We start from the raw sequence: 16,079 nt of genomic DNA, 5'->3' as shown, positions 1-16,079 counted from the left end.
TCCCTCAGCTCAATGACTATTTCCAATAAGCGCGACATCACGCCGGAACTTATCTCTGCCCACGGCCTCAAGCCGGACGAATATCAGCGCATTCTCGACCTGATCGGACGCGAACCGAGCTTCACAGAACTCGGCATTTTCTCGGCCATGTGGAATGAACATTGTTCCTACAAGTCGTCAAAGAAGTGGCTGCGTACACTCCCCACCACCGGCCCACGCGTTATTCAGGGCCCCGGCGAAAATGCTGGCGTTGTGGACATCGGCGATGGCGATTGCGTCGTCTTCAAGATGGAAAGCCACAATCACCCGTCTTACATCGAGCCTTATCAGGGCGCGGCAACAGGCGTCGGCGGTATTTTGCGTGACGTGTTCACAATGGGCGCCCGCCCGGTCGCAGCAATGAATGCCCTGCGCTTTGGTGAGCCTAATCACCCGAAGACCCGCCATCTTGTTTCAGGCGTTGTGTCTGGTGTTGGTGGCTACGGCAATGCGTTTGGTGTTCCGACCGTTGGCGGCGAAGTGAACTTCGACAAGCGCTATAACGGTAATATTCTCGTCAATGCATTTGCTGCTGGCCTTGCCAAGCATGACGGCATCTTTCTGTCAGAAGCCAAGGGCGTCGGCCTGCCGGTTGTCTATCTCGGCGCCAAGACGGGCCGAGACGGCGTTGGTGGTGCTACCATGGCATCGGCTGAGTTCGACGAATCTATCGAAGAAAAGCGCCCTACAGTTCAGGTTGGCGATCCATTTACTGAAAAGTGCCTGCTGGAAGCCTGCCTTGAACTGATGGCTTCGGGCGCAGTTATCGCTATTCAGGATATGGGTGCTGCTGGCCTCACCTGCTCGGCTGTCGAAATGGGTGCTAAGGGCGACCTTGGTGTTGAACTCATTCTCGATCAGGTTCCGGTACGCGAAGTGAATATGACGGCGTATGAAATGATGCTGTCAGAAAGCCAGGAGCGCATGCTCATGGTGCTCAAGCCGGAAATGGAAGAAGAAGCGCAGGCAATCTTCCGCAAATGGGGCCTCGATTTCGCAATCGTTGGCAAGACCACCGACGATCTGCGCTTCCGTGTCATCCATCAGGGCGAAGAAGTCGCCAATTTGCCGATCAAGGAACTCGGTGACGAGGCTCCTGAATATGATCGTCCGTGGATGGAGCCAGGCAAGCACGCTCCGCTGCCGGCCAGCAACGTGCCACAGGTAGAAGATTATTCAGAAGCCTTGTTGAAGCTCCTCGGTTCGCCTGATGGCTCATCGCGTCGCTGGGTTTATGAGCAGTATGACACGCTCATCCAGGGCAATTCGTTGCAGATCCCCGGTGGCGACGCCGGTGTAATCCGCGTTGAAGGCCACGACACAAAGGCCCTCGCTTTCTCGTCTGACGTCACCCCGCGCTATTGCGAAGCTGATCCTTTTGAAGGCGGCAAGCAGGCTGTGGCCGAATGCTGGCGCAATATCACGGCAACCGGTGCTGAGCCACTTGCAGCAACCGACAATCTTAACTTCGGCAATCCTGAAAAGCCGGAAATCATGGGGCAGCTCGTCAAGGCTATCGAAGGTATTGGCGAAGCCTGCCGTGCTCTCGACTTCCCGATCGTTTCCGGCAATGTCTCGCTCTATAACGAAACCAATGGTCAGGCGATCCTGCCAACGCCGACCATTGCTGGTGTTGGACTGATCCCGGATTGGTCACAGATGGCCAAGATTGGTGGTATGCAGGACGGCGATACACTGGTCCTTCTCGGCACAGACGGTTCGCATCTTGGTCAGTCAGTCTATCTGCGCGATCTGTTTGACCGCGCTGATGGTCCAGCTCCCACAGTTAATCTTGCATTTGAAAAGCGCAACGGTGAGTTTGTTCGCTCAGCCATTCGCAATGGTCAGGTTACGGCCTGTCACGATCTATCCGATGGTGGCCTTGCAGTTGCAGTTGCGGAAATGGCTATCAAATCCGGCAAGGGTGCTGTGCTGGATGCAGGTGACGGTCTCCCACATGCAGCTCTCTTCGGTGAAGATCAGGCGCGTTATGTTGTTGCCGCAACGCCGGAAATGGCAAAGCTCATTGCATTAAATGCTGAAGGCGTCGGAATTCCATTCCGCGTCCTTGGAACAGTTGGTGGCGAACGTCTGAAGTTCGCTGGAACCGTTGATATTGCTGTTGCTGATCTCAATAAGGCTTTTGAAGGCTGGTTCCCGGGCTTCATGAGCGGTGAAGCTGCCGTCGACAACTAATCCTTATCAGCTAGAACTTTTACCAATTAACGCCCGGCCGGGAACACCTTGCCGGGCGTTTGCTTGCCGGCAGTTTAAGCCTTTGCTTTTCGCATTATGCAACGCAATACCGCTGCGCACTTTTGCGGGAAATGCTGTAGACAGTTCAACGTTGACGTATCACGATGATACGTTACGATTCGATATATCTATTTGTTCTTCGCATTATCCAACGCAACACCGCTATGCACGTTTGCTGGAAATGCTATAAAAAGCCAAAAATGGCGGGAGTTTTTGCATGGCTATGGACGCTCATGAGATCGAAAAACTGATACGCGAAGGGATTCCCGGCGCAAAGGTTACGATCCGCGACCTTGCCGGAGATGGAGATCATTACGCTGCTGAAGTGGTCGCGGAAAGCTTCCGTGGCAAGTCACGCGTGCAGCAGCACCAGATGGTTTATGACGCCCTCAAGGGCAACATGGGCGGCGTACTTCACGCCCTCGCCCTCCAGACCAGCGTACCGGAATAATCAGACCATCACCGCCTGAATTAACCTTCCGGAAAAGCCCGGCAATAATAAGCGTCAAGGGCATCAGAAGCAGCAATTTGGGCGGTGATTTTCTTCCTGCGGCAAGATGCTGCTCCCAATGCGGCCGGTTTTCGCGCTAATTTGACTTGCTTTCACCTCCAGAGGGTGATTACCAAAGCCCAGCTTACTATATTGAGGCAGAACCTCTCCCTACGCGGGCCGGGATTTGAACCGGCATCCTGAAAGGAATTAAAATGACCGGAATCAACGATTTTATCGACAATGAAGTGAAGACCAACGACGTCGTGCTATTCATGAAGGGCACGCCAGGTTTCCCACAGTGTGGTTTTTCCGGTCAGGTCGTGCAGATTCTCGACTATCTTGGTGTCGACTATAAGGGCGTTAACGTGCTCGCTTCCGACGACATGCGTCAGGGCATCAAGGACTATTCCAACTGGCCAACTGTCCCTCAGCTTTATGTAAAGGGCGAGTTCATTGGCGGTTGTGATATCGTGCGCGAAATGTTCCAGTCAAACGAACTGCAGACACTTTTTGCTGACAAGGGCATTGCCACCAAGGCGGCTTGAGGATTAATTTCCCTTTATGCCGCCAATAGCCTTTCCTTTTTTCTAAAAGGTGCCGTTAGAGCGCGTTAAGTCTGATAAGATCAGATCAGCGCTCTAACATTCTAATCGAATGCGCATTTTGTCCGAAACCGTTTTATACTTTTCGGGATGTGCTCTGATTGCGCCTTTTATATTGGCCTGACATTCAGGCAAAGCGGTCTCACCCGCCAGACTTGTTTTAGAAATCTCCGATCTCGCGCCGCCTGCACCGCACGTGGCACCTGAATATGCCAAGGAATACCAGTCATGCCGCTAGACATCAGGAACGGTTCGCCGGACCAGAAAGCATCCATGCGCGGACGCACCGAATTTATCGCTCTCATCGCCGCAATTATGGCTATCAATGCGCTTGCAGTTGATATCATGTTGCCTGGCCTGCCACAGATTGGCGCGAGCCTTGGTGTTCTATCTGAAAACCACGCCCAGTTTGTCATCACAGCCTATCTGCTTGGCTTTGGCGTATCACAGTTGTTTTACGGACCACTGAGCGACCGCTTCGGTCGGCGACTGCCGCTTTTCGGTGGTCTGGCCATCTACATTCTCGCAGCTCTGGGTGCGGCTGTTGCCACCGATTTTACGACGCTCATTGTGTTACGCGTGTTGCAGGGGCTTGGCGCGGCGGCAACACGTGTTATCGCCGTTTCAGTTGTCCGTGATCGTTTTGCCGGACGCCAGATGGCTGAGGTCATGTCGCTTGTCATGATGGTGTTCATGATCCTGCCGGTCATAGCACCCGCCACAGGACAGCTGATCATGCTGTTTGGTGAATGGCACCTGATTTTCCTTTCGATGGCGATAATGGCTTTCATTGTCGCAATCTGGGCCTATCTCCGGTTGCCGGAAACCCTGACAGTCGAACATCGTCGCCCGCTTACAGTCAAGAGCGTCATTGGAGGCTTCGGGATCGTTCTCTCCAACCGCGTTGCTCTTTTCTATATGCTCGGCACATCCTTCATCCTCGGCGCGCTGTTTGGCTACATCAACTCAGCACAGCAGATTTTCGTCGGCATATATCAACTCGGCACTATGTTTCCACTGGCATTCGCTGCCGTGGCAATGACGTTGGCCCTCGCTTCATTCCTTAATTCACGTCTGGTCGGGCGTTACGGAATGCGCCGGATCTCACAGACAATGTTGCTGGTATTTGTCGGCTTTAGCCTGCTTTGGGTTGTGCTTTCCGTGACGATGACACACCCGGTACCGTTCTGGATGCTGATGACGATCTACATGACCATCATGTTCTCGTTCAGCCTCGTGACGGCCAACTTCAATGCGCTTGCTATGGAGCCGCTCGGTGAGGTTGCTGGCACCGCCTCTTCTGTTCTGGGCTTCGCACAGACAGTTATCGGTGCAGCACTTGGTGCTGTTATTGGGCAGTCCTTCGATGGAACAACGACACCAGTTGCTGCTGGCTATTGTGTCTTGGGCTTCATCGCGTTCATCTGCGTGTTGATTGCCGAGCGTGGCAAAATGTTCAAGCCGCACAACAAACCGATCTGATCATTGAGCATTCAAATAAAAAGCCCGGAAACAATTTCCGGGCTTTTCTTTATGCTTCCCAAAGGGCTGCCTGAATTGCTTTCCAGCTTTCCTTGTCAGGCGCAACCAATATCCCGCCCCCTGTATGCGACGGCAGATATGGACTTTCATCCCAGCGTGCGAGATATCCGCCTGCTTCCTGATGAATGAGTGCACCCGGCAAATGGTCCCAAGGCATCAGCTTGTTATAGACCGCGAAATGCGCGCCACCGGTTGCGATAATGCGATATTCATGTGCAGCGCAGCGATAACCAATCTGTGACAGGAATTTCGTGTGATTGCGCGCAAGGCGCGACCGCACTGGCTCAGCGGTGTATTGCCAGGAAACCGATCCTGTCATTTGCGAGATATCCGCAGCTGCTGCCACGTTAACAGGGCTCTTAGAACCGTTCGCGTAGCGGATATGACTACCACCGCCTTTTGCGGCCAATATCCAATCCTTGCCAACCGGATCATAAATGATACCGGCAACCGTTTCGCCCTTCGCTACTACTGCAAGCATCACGCCAAACAGCGGAACACCTGATGCAAAGTTAAAAGTGCCGTCAACCGGATCAATAGTGAATGCAAGCTCTGCATCGCCAAGACCGTTCAATAGCGTTTCATCTTCGGAGCAGGCTTCTTCGCCAACAATCAGCGCATTGGGAAAGCGCTCTTTGAGACGTGCAGTTATATAATGCTCTGCATTTACATCTGCTTCAGTAACCAGATCGGCCGGAGAGGTTTTCTGGCGAATATCGCCCTGACCCAATCGCCGAAAGCGCGGCATGATTTCCTGATTTGCGGCTTCCGCCAAAAGGTCAGCCAGCCAATCAATCTGCTTCTCATCAAACTGCACTGTCATTCTCCACGTCAGAATTTGCCATCAGGCCAGCGAAATCAAACAAATTACGATCAAGCAGATGGCTTGGTCGCACATTGGTCATAGCGCGGATCATCGTATCCTTGCGGCCGGGCATGCGCTTTTCGATATCCGTCAGCATTGCTTTCATTGCATTGCGCTGAAGGCCTTCCTGACTGCCACACAGATCGCACGGAATGATCGGAAACTGCATTGCCGTTGCAAATTTTTCGAGATCTTCCTCTGCCGCGTAAGCAAGCGGGCGGAACACCATCAGATCGCCTTCATCATTGAGAAGCTTCGGCGGCATGGCCGCAAGACGACCGCCGTGGAAAAGGTTCATAAAGAAGGTTTCGAGAATGTCTTCGCGATGATGCCCGAGAACGATTGCGGAGCATCCCTCTTCGCGCGCGATGCGATATAGGTTGCCACGACGCAAGCGCGAACAAAGCGAGCAATAAGTGCTCGTTTCAGGCAGTTTCTCAGTCACAATCGAATAAGTATCCTTATATTCGATGCGGTGCTCAATGCCGTAATTGTTCAGGAATTCAGGCAGAATATGCTTCGGAAAATTCGGCTGCCCCTGATCCAGATTGACTGCCAGCAGTTCGACTGGCAGCAGGCCACGCCATTTAAGGTCGAGCAACAAAGCAAGCAGACCATAAGAGTCCTTGCCGCCTGAAAGGCACACCATCCAGCGCTCGCCGGGCTTTGCCATGGCGAAGTCATCAATAGCCTGACGTGTCAGCCGCAAGAGGCGCTTACGCAGCTTGTTGAATTCGACAGAGGTCGGCACATCGCGGAAAAGCGGATGACAACCGTCAGTTCCGGCATCTTCAGCAATGTTTGGATCGAAAGCGTTCATGGTGCTTCCTACGAATGAGAGAAATTCAGACTTACATACAAAAAAGCCGCCCTTGGGGAAACCAAGGGCGGCCATTTATTTCTGCAAACTGAGCTAAAGGCTCAGAATTAACGCGAATAGAATTCGACGACGAGGTTTGGTTCCATCTGAACAGCGTATGGAACGTCGCCCAGAACTGGAACGCGTGCGAAGGTCGCAACCATCTTGTTGTGATCAGCTTCAACGTAGTCAGGAACGTCACGCTCTGCGAGCGAAACTGCTTCGAGAACGATAACGAGCTGCTTCGACTTTTCACGAACTTCAACAACGTCACCAGCCTTGAGGCGGAACGACTGAATGTTGACGCGGCGACCGTTTACGTTCACGTGACCGTGGTTGATAAACTGGCGTGCAGCGAAGATCGTTGGAACGAACTTTGCGCGATACACAACAGCGTCCAGACGCGATTCGAGCAGGCCGATGAGGTTTTCACCGGTATCGCCCTTGCGGCGAGCTGCTTCGTCATAGGTCTTGCGGAACTGCTTTTCCGATATATCGCCGTAGAAGCCCTTGAGCTTCTGCTTTGCGCGGAGCTGTACACCGAAGTCGGACAGCTTGCCCTTACGGCGCTGACCGTGCTGGCCTGGGCCATATTCACGACGGTTTACAGGGGACTTCGGACGGCCCCAGATGTTTTCGCCAAGACGGCGATCAATTTTGTACTTAGCGGATTCGCGCTTGCTCATCGCATTTCCTTTAAAAAGTTGGTGCGCCTTGCGGTGCAGATAGGAAACGCGCCCTCCTCTGCCCTTGGTTTTCAAGGACTGACAGAATGAAGCGCGCAGCTGCGATCTTCATCCACGGGACACGTCAAATGAAACGCCGGAGCAATGCTGCTCCAGCGATGGCGGCTTTTAGTCATGCAGGTGTCATCTTGTCAAGGCTGAAGCCCTGATTTTAAGCCATTTCGACCGTTTATAGCGCATACCGGAACGTGTGAGCGGTTTTCGGATAAGACGCATAGCCTGAATAACAAATGCAACGAACTGCCATCAAGCGTGAAGGAACGAGAAGTACCGCTTCGACATTAGACAATAGTGCCCGCTATCAAAAGAGGTGAACATGGCCGTTTCCTTCTCTTTCTTTCATAAGAGCATTATTATCAGTTCTATCGCTCTCGCGATTACGTTGCTTCCCGGTGTCGATATGAGCGGACCGTCCACCGCGAATGCACAAAGCCTTATTGAAAGAGTGCTGAGTGGTAACGCAAAGCAGCCATCTTCCCAAAAACGCCCAAAGAAAAAACGCAATACCAGGCGTCAGCAATCAAAAGCGCCCTCTTCAAACCAGGGCAAGGCTTTGCCGCCTTCAAACATAGTTCCGGTACCAGCGCCTGCACCAGTACGTGAAGAGGCTAAAGAGCCTGCTCCAGCGGCTCCGGTTCCCGCGCCAGTCGATGCAGCGCCTCTGCCAGAGAAAAAGCCTGAGCCGCCTGTCGAGCAAACCAAACCCGCCGACGAACAACTCGCGCCGAAAAAGAGCGAGCGTGTCTATCAGGTATCGTGTCCTGCATTGATGGCGGGCGACGTGGAGGGAAAGCTTCTGCCACCAATTGAGGATGGTTCACAATGCAGCGCACGTTCACCGCTTTCACTGACTGCCATCGGTAAGACCGAGCCGTTGAAGTTTGCCAATGCAGTCACCACAAACTGCGCCATGGCTGTCACTCTCGCTGAATGGTCTACAGACATCAAAGATGCAGCCAGAAAAGTGTATGGCGACGGCATCAAAATCACGGAAATTGGCACTGGTTCAGATTATCAATGCCGCAACGTTAATGGCGCATCAACGGGTCGTGTTTCTGAGCATGCATTTGCAAACGCACTCGATATCATGTCGTTCAAATTCTCGGATGGGTCCAGAACTGAACTGGAAAGCGGCTGGAATGGATCAGAAAAAGAGAAAGCTTTCTGGCGTGCTGTACACGGCGCAAGCTGCAAACTTTTCATGACCGTGATCGGTCCCGATGGCGACGCTGCACACCGTACAAACATGCATCTCGATCAAGGTTGCCATGGCAAATCCTGCCTTGCTCGAATCTGCCAATGAGATATTCTGGATCGCGGCGGGAACACCATTAAAAAGCCAGAACTGCCTTTCTAATAGCATCGTCATTATCGATTTTGCTCACCGCTTTTTGGCGCGGTGACCTTTCAAAGGAAGCGATCCATGAAATCGACCCAAATTATACTTTCTGTAATTTTTACTCTTGGTATCGCGGGTACTGCCCATGCAGACGCAGTACCGAAGCGCTCAAAGGATTTCACCGGGAATTATCAGACCCTCGTGAAAGACCAGCAAGCTTCGCCACAAGTCGCTGATTGCATCGCGAGCGCTTATGATTACGTAAAGAAGAGCAAGAAATATGACCGCCTCGGATTTACCAAAGATGACATCGCTGCCGCCACGACCAATGACAAATCATCGAAGTTCAGCGCGAAGGATACGAGCAAGGTTTCTGCCGTCATTTCAGTACCCGGAGAGGCCCGCAATAAAAGTGGCGGCACACAATGGGATACAGTTATCCTGCGTTGCGGCATCACTGGCGGCAAACTGAAAGCGATCGAATTGGCCCCTGGAAAAGGCGCGAAGTAAAAACGTTATCAACCGAATATGTGAGAGCAACTGAATTGCTATCAGTTGCTCTTCTTGTCTGACACATGTTCCGGAAGACCTTTATGCTTGGTCTCGGCAAACTCCTCCAGTTCCTTCTCGGTCATCGATTCATACATTTCTTTTGAAGCGCCGATCAGCTCACTCTTCTTGATCTCGCCACGCTTGGCGGCAAGAGCGGCGCCTGCAGCCTTTTGCTGAGCCTGTGATTTTGCTGGCATTGTTCTTCCTCCCTTGGTTGGGAAAGTAACGAGTGCACCGCGATCAGGTTCCCTATTCTTCCGTACCGCCATCAAAGCGTGAACGTGCTTCGCGCATTTCCTTACGATTCTTCACTGCCCACTGCCCCAGAACATCAATCGGCACCGCCAGCGAATGACCAAGCTCGGTCAACGAATATTCAACTTCAGGCGGAGACGTCGGGCGAACATGGCGCGCCACAAGCCCATCGCGCTCAAGCGAACGCAAGGTAACGGTTAGCATCCGCTGAGAAATCCCCTCAATTGCGCGACGCAACGCATTGAAGCGCATCGAACCGGTTTGCAAATTGAAGACAACAAGAATGCTCCACGTATCGCCTACCCGGTCGAGCACTTCGCGGATTGGACATAAGCCTTCCCCTTGTGGGTCAGACTGGAAAGCAGCCGTCGACGACAATAATGGTGTTTTGGCATCGGGTCGGGTAGTGATTGTCATGCTGTCTCCTTGGGCAAGCTTGCAAAGTTTCATTCTCAAATGAGCGCACTTGTCGTCGACGCAGTTACTTCCATGTACCCTGATCATGAAAAAGTGCGTTCTTCACAAGGCTTTGCGTATCGGCTACCTAGTTACCATAAAGAACCTGATTATTAAATATCACTTCTGAAGTTGGAACTGAAAGGAAAATATCATGGCTAAAATCGCACTGATCGGCGCTACTGGGTTTGTTGGCGCTGCCGTCCTCAAGGAAGCCGCATCGCGCGGCCATAGCGTAACCGCTCTTGTCCGCAATACGGATAAGGTTGCGAAACTCGATAATGTGACTGCTGTGAAGACGGATGTGTTCGACACTGATGCGCTCGCAAAGCAGATTGCAGGCAGCGACATTATCATTTCTGCGTTCAATCCCGGCTGGGCAGACGCCAATATTCGCGAGAACCACATCAACGGCAGCCGTTCCATCAATGAAGCTGCCAAAAAGGCGGGCGTTAAGCGTCTGATCGCGGTTGGCGGCGCAGGTAGCCTTGAGATCAATGGCCAGCAGCTTGTGGATTCGCCTGAATTTCCGGCGGAATGGAAAGAAGGCGCGCTTGGCGCACGCCAGGCATTGAATGAGTTGCGCGATGAAAAGGATCTGGATTGGACCTTCGTTTCTCCTGCAATCATTCTTCAGCCCGGCGAACGTACGGGCAAATATCGTCTTGGTGCCGACGAGCCTGTGTTTGACGACAAGGGCGAAAGCAAAATCTCGGTCGAAGATCTGGCCGTCGCAATCGTAGATGAAGCGGAACAAGCCAGGCATATTCGCAAGCGTTTCACCGCAGCATACTAAGTTCATTCAGAGCGGTTCCAGTTCAGATTAAATTATTGGAACCGCTCTATCTAACTGTTTTTACCTATATTTTATCCAGCATCGTTCCACTCCTGTCCGATCATGTTCCAGTATCGGGCAGGCAACCGCCAGTTTCCTCGAAGTAACCCAATCACCTTTGAGTGCGTTCTTAACAAGCAGCATGAAGCATCTTAACTAGGTTGCAACCGCCAACAGATTGATGGAACGCCATGGAACTCGGTATTTATACATTCGGCGATATCGGGCCCGATCCCGAAACCAATCGCCCCCTTTTGCCTCAACAACGGCTCAACAACCTTATTGAAGAAATTGAGCTCGCCGATCAGGTCGGGCTCGATGTGTTTGGCGTGGGTGAGCATCATCGTCCAGACTATGCCGTTTCTGCGCCGCCTATCGTGTTAGCGGCAGCCGCATCGCGCACCAAAAACATCAAGCTGACCAGTGCCGTCACAGTGCTTTCGTCCGACGATCCTGTGCGCGTTTATCAGCAATTTTCGACGCTCGATCTCATCTCCAATGGTCGGGCTGAAATCATGGCCGGACGCGGGTCGTTTATCGAATCCTTCCCGTTATTCGGGTATAATCTCGACGATTACGACACGCTTTTTGCAGAAAAACTCGATCTTCTTCTCACTATCCGGGAAAATGAACGCGTTAACTGGACTGGGACCACACGTGCTGCAATCGATGGACGCGGTGTCTATCCGCGTGCCTTGCCAGGTTCGCTGCCAGTATGGCTCGCGGTTGGGGGTACGCCTGCCTCTGTGGGTCGTGCGGCGCTTCTTGGCTTACCATTGGCTATTGCCATTATTGGCGGATACCCGGAACGCTTTTCACAGCTGACCGATTTCTATCGCGAGGCTGGTATCAAGGCCGGTCATGCGCCTGAAACGCTCAAAGTTGGAATCAACTCGCACGGCTATATTGCTGAAAACTCTCAACAAGCTGGCGATGAGTTTTATGGCTCTTATTCCTATGTGATGAGCAAGTTGGGGCGCGAGCGCAACTGGCCACCAACCACAAGAGAACAGTTTGACGCCATGTGCCAGCCACGTGGCTCATTGCTCGTCGGTAGCCCACAGCAGGTGATCGACAAGATCCTAAGCCAGCACAGCTATTTCAAACATGATCGTTTCTTGCTGCAGACAGCCCTGGGCAATCTGTCTCATAAACATACAATGAAATCGATAGAGTTGTTCGGCACCAAAGTTGCACCGGAGGTTCGCAAAGCATTGAACCTGAATGCATCTGCATGAAGAAAAGTCGGTCAAGGATAATTGGCCGACTTCTTATTTAAAGCGCTGAGCAAATTTAATAAGAACGGAGCTCTGGAGCATTTCTTGATTAAGTTGAATCAACAGAAATTCTCTATTTTTTTGTTTTTACGCACATATTTTCCGAAAGCCGGTTCCCGCTTTTCGGGAGTGCTCTAAATCAGCTCGACTTCCACGACTCCGGGAATTGCCTTCATAGCACTGGCGATCTGTGGGCTCACACGATAGCGGTGCGGAAGTTCGATCTCAACTTCGCGCTGCCCTTCTTCCTTTATCACGATAAGGCTTACCTGACCGTCGCCGCGCGTATTGAAATGTGGCACGATGTGTTTCACCGCTTCAGCAGAACGCAGATAAAGCCGGAGCGCCTTCTGCATCCGGCAAGCCTCATCCTCCAGCGATTGTACTGTCTGGATGCGCAGGCCAATACCCTCTGGACGGTTTTCCGCAGCTACCGTGATCACCACCGATCGACCGCTTTCCAGAAGATCGCGATACTGCGCGAGCCCCTCAGAGAAGAGCACGGCTTCAAACTGACCGCTGGCATCAGATAGCTGCACAATACCCATCTTGTTGCCGGTGCGCGTCTTGCGTTCCTGACGTGTCGTCACGGTACCGGCCAGACGCCCGGCATTGGCACCGCGCTTCACAGCCGCCGAGAAATCGGCCCAGCTCTGAACACGCATCCGGTCGAGAACCTGACGATATTCGTCCAGCGGATGAGCGGACAGATAAAAACCCACTGCCTGAAATTCACGGTGCAATTTTTCTGACGGCAACCAGGGAGCTGCCTGTGGCAAGATCAATTGTTCCTTTGGTACTCCCGAAAGGCCGAAAATATCCGACTGGCCGCTGGCCGCATTTTCCTGCGTGCGCTGCGCAAAGCCCATAATGCGATCCATGCCAGCGCTCATTGCAGCACGGTCGCGCCCAAAGCAATCGAGCGCTCCAGCATTGATCAGGCTTTCTGTCACGCGTCGATTGACGATTTTCGGATCAATGCGCTCGCAGAAATCTTCAAGGCTTTCAAACGGCTTCTCGGCCCGCACATTAACGATGTGGTCCACAGCCGCTTCGCCAACGCCCTTGATCGCCGCCAGCGAATAGAAAATCTTTCTCTCGCCAACTTCAAACGGGCGGAAGGAGGTCATGACGGAAGGTGTCACCACATCAATACCCAGACGATTGGCCTCGCGGCGGAAATCGTTGAGCTTGTCTGCGTTGGACATATCGTAGGTCATCGACGCAGCAAGAAATTCGACCGGATAATGCGCCTTCATATAGGCGGTCTGGTAGGACACGATCGCATAAGCTGCGGCGTGAGACTTGTTGAAGCCATAGTCGGCGAACTTAGCCAACAGGTCGAAGATCATATTCGCCTGCGCCTTGTCGACACCGCCTTCAATCGCACCATCAACGAAACGAACGCGCTGCTTGTCCATCTCCTGACGGATCTTCTTACCCATCGCGCGACGCAGAAGATCAGCTTCACCGAGCGAGTAGCCCGACAGCACCTGCGCGATCTGCATCACCTGTTCCTGATAAACGATAACGCCTTGCGTTTCCTTGATCAGGCCATCAATTTTGGGGTGAATGGAGGCGATTTCCTCCTCACCATTTTTGCGCGCATTATAGGTCGGGATATTCTCCATCGGACCCGGACGATAAAGCGCCACAAGTGCAATAATATCCTCAATCCGGTCAGGGCGCATACCGAGCAGCGCCTTACGCATGCCCGCACTTTCAACCTGAAACACGCCAACAGTTTCGCCACGCGACAGCATTTCATAGGTCGGCGCATCGTCAAACGGCAGACGCGTAAGATCGATCTCGATGCCCTTGCGCGCAACGAGTTTGACTGCAGTTTCCAATACCGTGAGCGTTTTCAGGCCAAGAAAGTCGAACTTGACCAGCCCGGCCTGCTCAACCCACTTCATGTTGAACTGCGTAACGGGCATGTCCGAACGCGGATCGCGATACATCGGTACGAGTTCGGAAAGCGGGCGATCACCAATTACGATACCGGCGGCGTGTGTGGAAGCGTGGCGATACAGCCCCTCAAGCTTAAGCGCCATATCGAGAAGGCGACCCACGACAGGTTCTTTCTCGCGCTCCTCATTGATCTTCGGTTCTGTCTCAATGGCCTGTGCGAGTGAAACCGGATTGGCCGGATTTTGCGGCACGAGCTTACAAAGCCGATCCACCTGCCCGTAAGGCATTTCGAGAACACGGCCCACGTCGCGCAGCACAGCTCGCGCCTGAAGCGTTCCGAAGGTTATGATCTGTGCGACCTGATCGCGCCCATACTTCTCCTGCACATAGCGAATGACTTCTTCACGGCGCTCCTGACAAAAGTCGATATCGAAATCCGGCATCGATACGCGGTCAGGATTGAGGAAGCGCTCAAACAGTAGCGAGAAACGCAACGGATCGACGTCGGTAATGGTCAACGCATATGCAACCAGAGAACCAGCACCGGAACCACGGCCCGGTCCTACCGGTATTCCGTGCGACTTCGCCCATTTGATAAAGTCGGCAACGATCAAAAAGTAACCCGGGAATTTCATACGGGAGATAATGCCAATCTCGTAATCGAGACGTTCGGCATATTGTTCTTCCGTATATCCCTCAGCAAGACCGGCAGTTTCCAACCGCATCTTCAGGCCATCACGTGCCTGTCGGGCCAGCTCTTCCGCTTCAGCCTCGATACCTGCTTCCGGATCATCGGACTCACCGGTAAAGCGCGGCAAAATAGGTTGGCGTGTCTGCGTGAACCAGCTGCAACGCTCGGCAATTTCAATCGTGTTTTCGAGAGCTTCCGGAAGGTCTGCAAACAGAGCCGCCATTTCTGCGCGGCTTTTGAGATGATGATCGGGCGTCAGACGGCGACGATCATCGTTGGAAATGATTTGTCCCTCAGCAATGGCGAGCAGCGCATCATGCGCCTCAAAATCCTCTGCCTTGAGGAAGAATGCCTCATTGGTTGCCACAAGCGGCAAATCCATCGCATAGGCAAGTTCGACTGTTTTCGCTTCAAGCGCACGATCATAACCCGATTGACGCTGCAGTTCGACATATAGCCGATTGCCAAAAGTTTCTTTCAAAATCGCCAGACGCGTTTCCGCGCGGTCGGGGCGATCTGCGGCAAACGCCCGTCCAATTGGTCCGAGTTGTCCACCCGAAAGCACAATGATGTCGTCGGACAAGCCGGACAGCCAGCTTGCATCAATATGAACAGGATCACCTGACGGAGTATCAAGGAAGGCACGACTGACGAGCCGTACAATATTGGCATAGCCCTCTTCGGTCGAAGCGAGCAGAACGATAGGTGCCAGATCAAGTACCAACCGACGATTGGCACTGCGGCTATTATCGTTGTGGTCACCGAAACCAATATCCAGCTGGCAACCAATGATTGGCTGCAAACCATCTTTCGATGCTTTCTGCGCAAATTCCAATGCACCAAAAAGATTGTTGGTGTCAGTTATCGCGATGGCCGGTGCATCATCGGCAATCGCCTGTTTGATGACCTTGCCAACAGGCAGCGCGCCTTCGAGCAAGGAATAGGCTGAATGTACCCGCAGATGAACGAAACGAGGTGACGACTTGCCCTCGCCCGCGCCAATGCTTGCTGTATCACTCATACGAATTCCCCGATCTTTGCAGATGTGCTCTTCTCACATTTCAACGCATAATCCTACGCAAAAGGCTCGCGCGGTTTTGCAGGAAATGCTCTGAACACTGCAACAACATGATAGCTAAATCATGTTTCAGCGTCGTCCGTGCACATCTCGTTGAGACTGATGCACAGCTATAGGCGACTCTTATCGCCCACTGCGCCAGTTTCAGGGAATACGGTAACGATGTCCAGAGCGACAATCGTTACAATCAACCGGGTTCACAGAAGAACCCATCATGTTATCAGATTACACTTACCCAGATGGCGAAAGTGGCAACGAACAGGCTGACGGAGACGAAAGACAA

At 52.7% G+C, this 16,079-nt stretch carries 14 protein-coding genes; 8 read left to right on the top strand and 6 right to left on the bottom strand.

Annotation, left to right across the window (positions count from 1 at the left end; all coding sequences use genetic code 11):
* Positions 1-12 precede the first annotated feature (12 nt).
* The 4 genes from purL (at position 13) to CEV32_RS10220 (ending at position 4,872) form a co-directional block, all read left to right on the top strand.
* The gene (gene purL, locus CEV32_RS10235; RefSeq protein WP_094576933.1) at positions 13-2,235 is read left to right on the top strand and encodes a phosphoribosylformylglycinamidine synthase subunit PurL; all 2,223 of its coding nucleotides are present in this window, start codon (positions 13-15) and stop codon (positions 2,233-2,235) included.
* Between the two features lie 277 nt (positions 2,236-2,512).
* Positions 2,513-2,746 (top strand): BolA/IbaG family iron-sulfur metabolism protein, encoded by a 234-nt coding sequence (locus CEV32_RS10230; RefSeq protein ID WP_007874594.1) that lies wholly within the window; start codon positions 2,513-2,515, stop codon positions 2,744-2,746.
* A gap of 254 nt (positions 2,747-3,000) precedes the next feature.
* Positions 3,001-3,333, top strand: a complete 333-nt coding sequence (gene grxD, locus CEV32_RS10225; protein WP_094576929.1) for a Grx4 family monothiol glutaredoxin — start codon at positions 3,001-3,003, stop codon at positions 3,331-3,333.
* Between the two features lie 285 nt (positions 3,334-3,618).
* A complete protein-coding gene (locus CEV32_RS10220) occupies positions 3,619-4,872 on the top strand; it encodes a multidrug effflux MFS transporter (protein ID WP_094576926.1) in 1,254 nt (417 codons plus the stop codon).
* A gap of 49 nt (positions 4,873-4,921) precedes the next feature.
* Here CEV32_RS10220 and CEV32_RS10215 read toward each other — a convergent pair whose 3' ends face one another.
* The 3 genes from CEV32_RS10215 to rpsD form a co-directional block, all read right to left on the bottom strand.
* Positions 4,922-5,755, bottom strand: coding sequence for an inositol monophosphatase family protein (locus CEV32_RS10215; protein ID WP_374882478.1), 834 nt, complete (start codon positions 5,753-5,755; stop codon positions 4,922-4,924).
* Complete coding sequence (gene ttcA / locus CEV32_RS10210; RefSeq protein WP_094577461.1) at positions 5,739-6,617, bottom strand: tRNA 2-thiocytidine(32) synthetase TtcA; 879 nt, start codon at positions 6,615-6,617, stop codon at positions 5,739-5,741. Before ttcA ends, CEV32_RS10215 begins: the two co-directional genes overlap by 17 nt.
* A gap of 107 nt (positions 6,618-6,724) precedes the next feature.
* A complete protein-coding gene (gene rpsD / locus CEV32_RS10205; protein WP_094576917.1) occupies positions 6,725-7,342 on the bottom strand; it encodes a 30S ribosomal protein S4 in 618 nt (205 codons plus the stop codon).
* 376 nt (positions 7,343-7,718) lie between these two features.
* Here rpsD and CEV32_RS10200 point away from each other — a divergent pair, with 376 nt between their 5' ends.
* The gene (locus CEV32_RS10200; RefSeq protein WP_094576914.1) at positions 7,719-8,705 is read left to right on the top strand and encodes an extensin-like domain-containing protein; all 987 of its coding nucleotides are present in this window, start codon (positions 7,719-7,721) and stop codon (positions 8,703-8,705) included.
* Positions 8,706-8,825: 120 nt separating this feature from the next.
* Entirely contained in the window at positions 8,826-9,251 is a 426-nt protein-coding gene (bspC, locus tag CEV32_RS10195; protein ID WP_094576909.1) for a type IV secretion system effector BspC, read from the top strand.
* Positions 9,252-9,292: 41 nt separating this feature from the next.
* Here the strand turns inward: bspC and CEV32_RS10190 are convergent, their stop codons facing one another.
* Together CEV32_RS10190 and CEV32_RS10185 are read right to left on the bottom strand one after the other, a co-directional pair.
* Positions 9,293-9,490, bottom strand: coding sequence for a DUF3008 family protein (locus CEV32_RS10190; RefSeq protein ID WP_094576906.1), 198 nt, complete (start codon positions 9,488-9,490; stop codon positions 9,293-9,295).
* A gap of 52 nt (positions 9,491-9,542) precedes the next feature.
* The gene (locus tag CEV32_RS10185) at positions 9,543-9,965 is read right to left on the bottom strand and encodes a winged helix-turn-helix transcriptional regulator (protein ID WP_094576903.1); all 423 of its coding nucleotides are present in this window, start codon (positions 9,963-9,965) and stop codon (positions 9,543-9,545) included.
* 193 nt (positions 9,966-10,158) lie between these two features.
* Here CEV32_RS10185 and CEV32_RS10180 point away from each other — a divergent pair, with 193 nt between their 5' ends.
* Together CEV32_RS10180 and CEV32_RS10175 are read left to right on the top strand one after the other, a co-directional pair.
* A complete protein-coding gene (locus CEV32_RS10180; protein WP_094576899.1) occupies positions 10,159-10,800 on the top strand; it encodes an NAD(P)-dependent oxidoreductase in 642 nt (213 codons plus the stop codon).
* A gap of 230 nt (positions 10,801-11,030) precedes the next feature.
* Positions 11,031-12,077: an LLM class flavin-dependent oxidoreductase gene (locus tag CEV32_RS10175; RefSeq protein ID WP_094576896.1), complete on the top strand. Its 1,047-nt coding sequence runs from the start codon at positions 11,031-11,033 to the stop codon at positions 12,075-12,077.
* A gap of 173 nt (positions 12,078-12,250) precedes the next feature.
* Here the strand turns inward: CEV32_RS10175 and dnaE are convergent, their stop codons facing one another.
* The gene (gene dnaE, locus CEV32_RS10170; protein ID WP_094576892.1) at positions 12,251-15,739 is read right to left on the bottom strand and encodes a DNA polymerase III subunit alpha; all 3,489 of its coding nucleotides are present in this window, start codon (positions 15,737-15,739) and stop codon (positions 12,251-12,253) included.
* Positions 15,740-16,079: the final 340 nt, after the last annotated feature.

The sequence above is a fragment of the Brucella rhizosphaerae genome (genome assembly GCF_002252475.1).
Taxonomy (GTDB): Bacteria; Pseudomonadota; Alphaproteobacteria; order Rhizobiales; family Rhizobiaceae; genus Brucella; species Brucella rhizosphaerae.
Note: the sequence above shows the minus strand (reverse complement) of the source record. Positions and strands in the feature narration are given on the sequence as shown.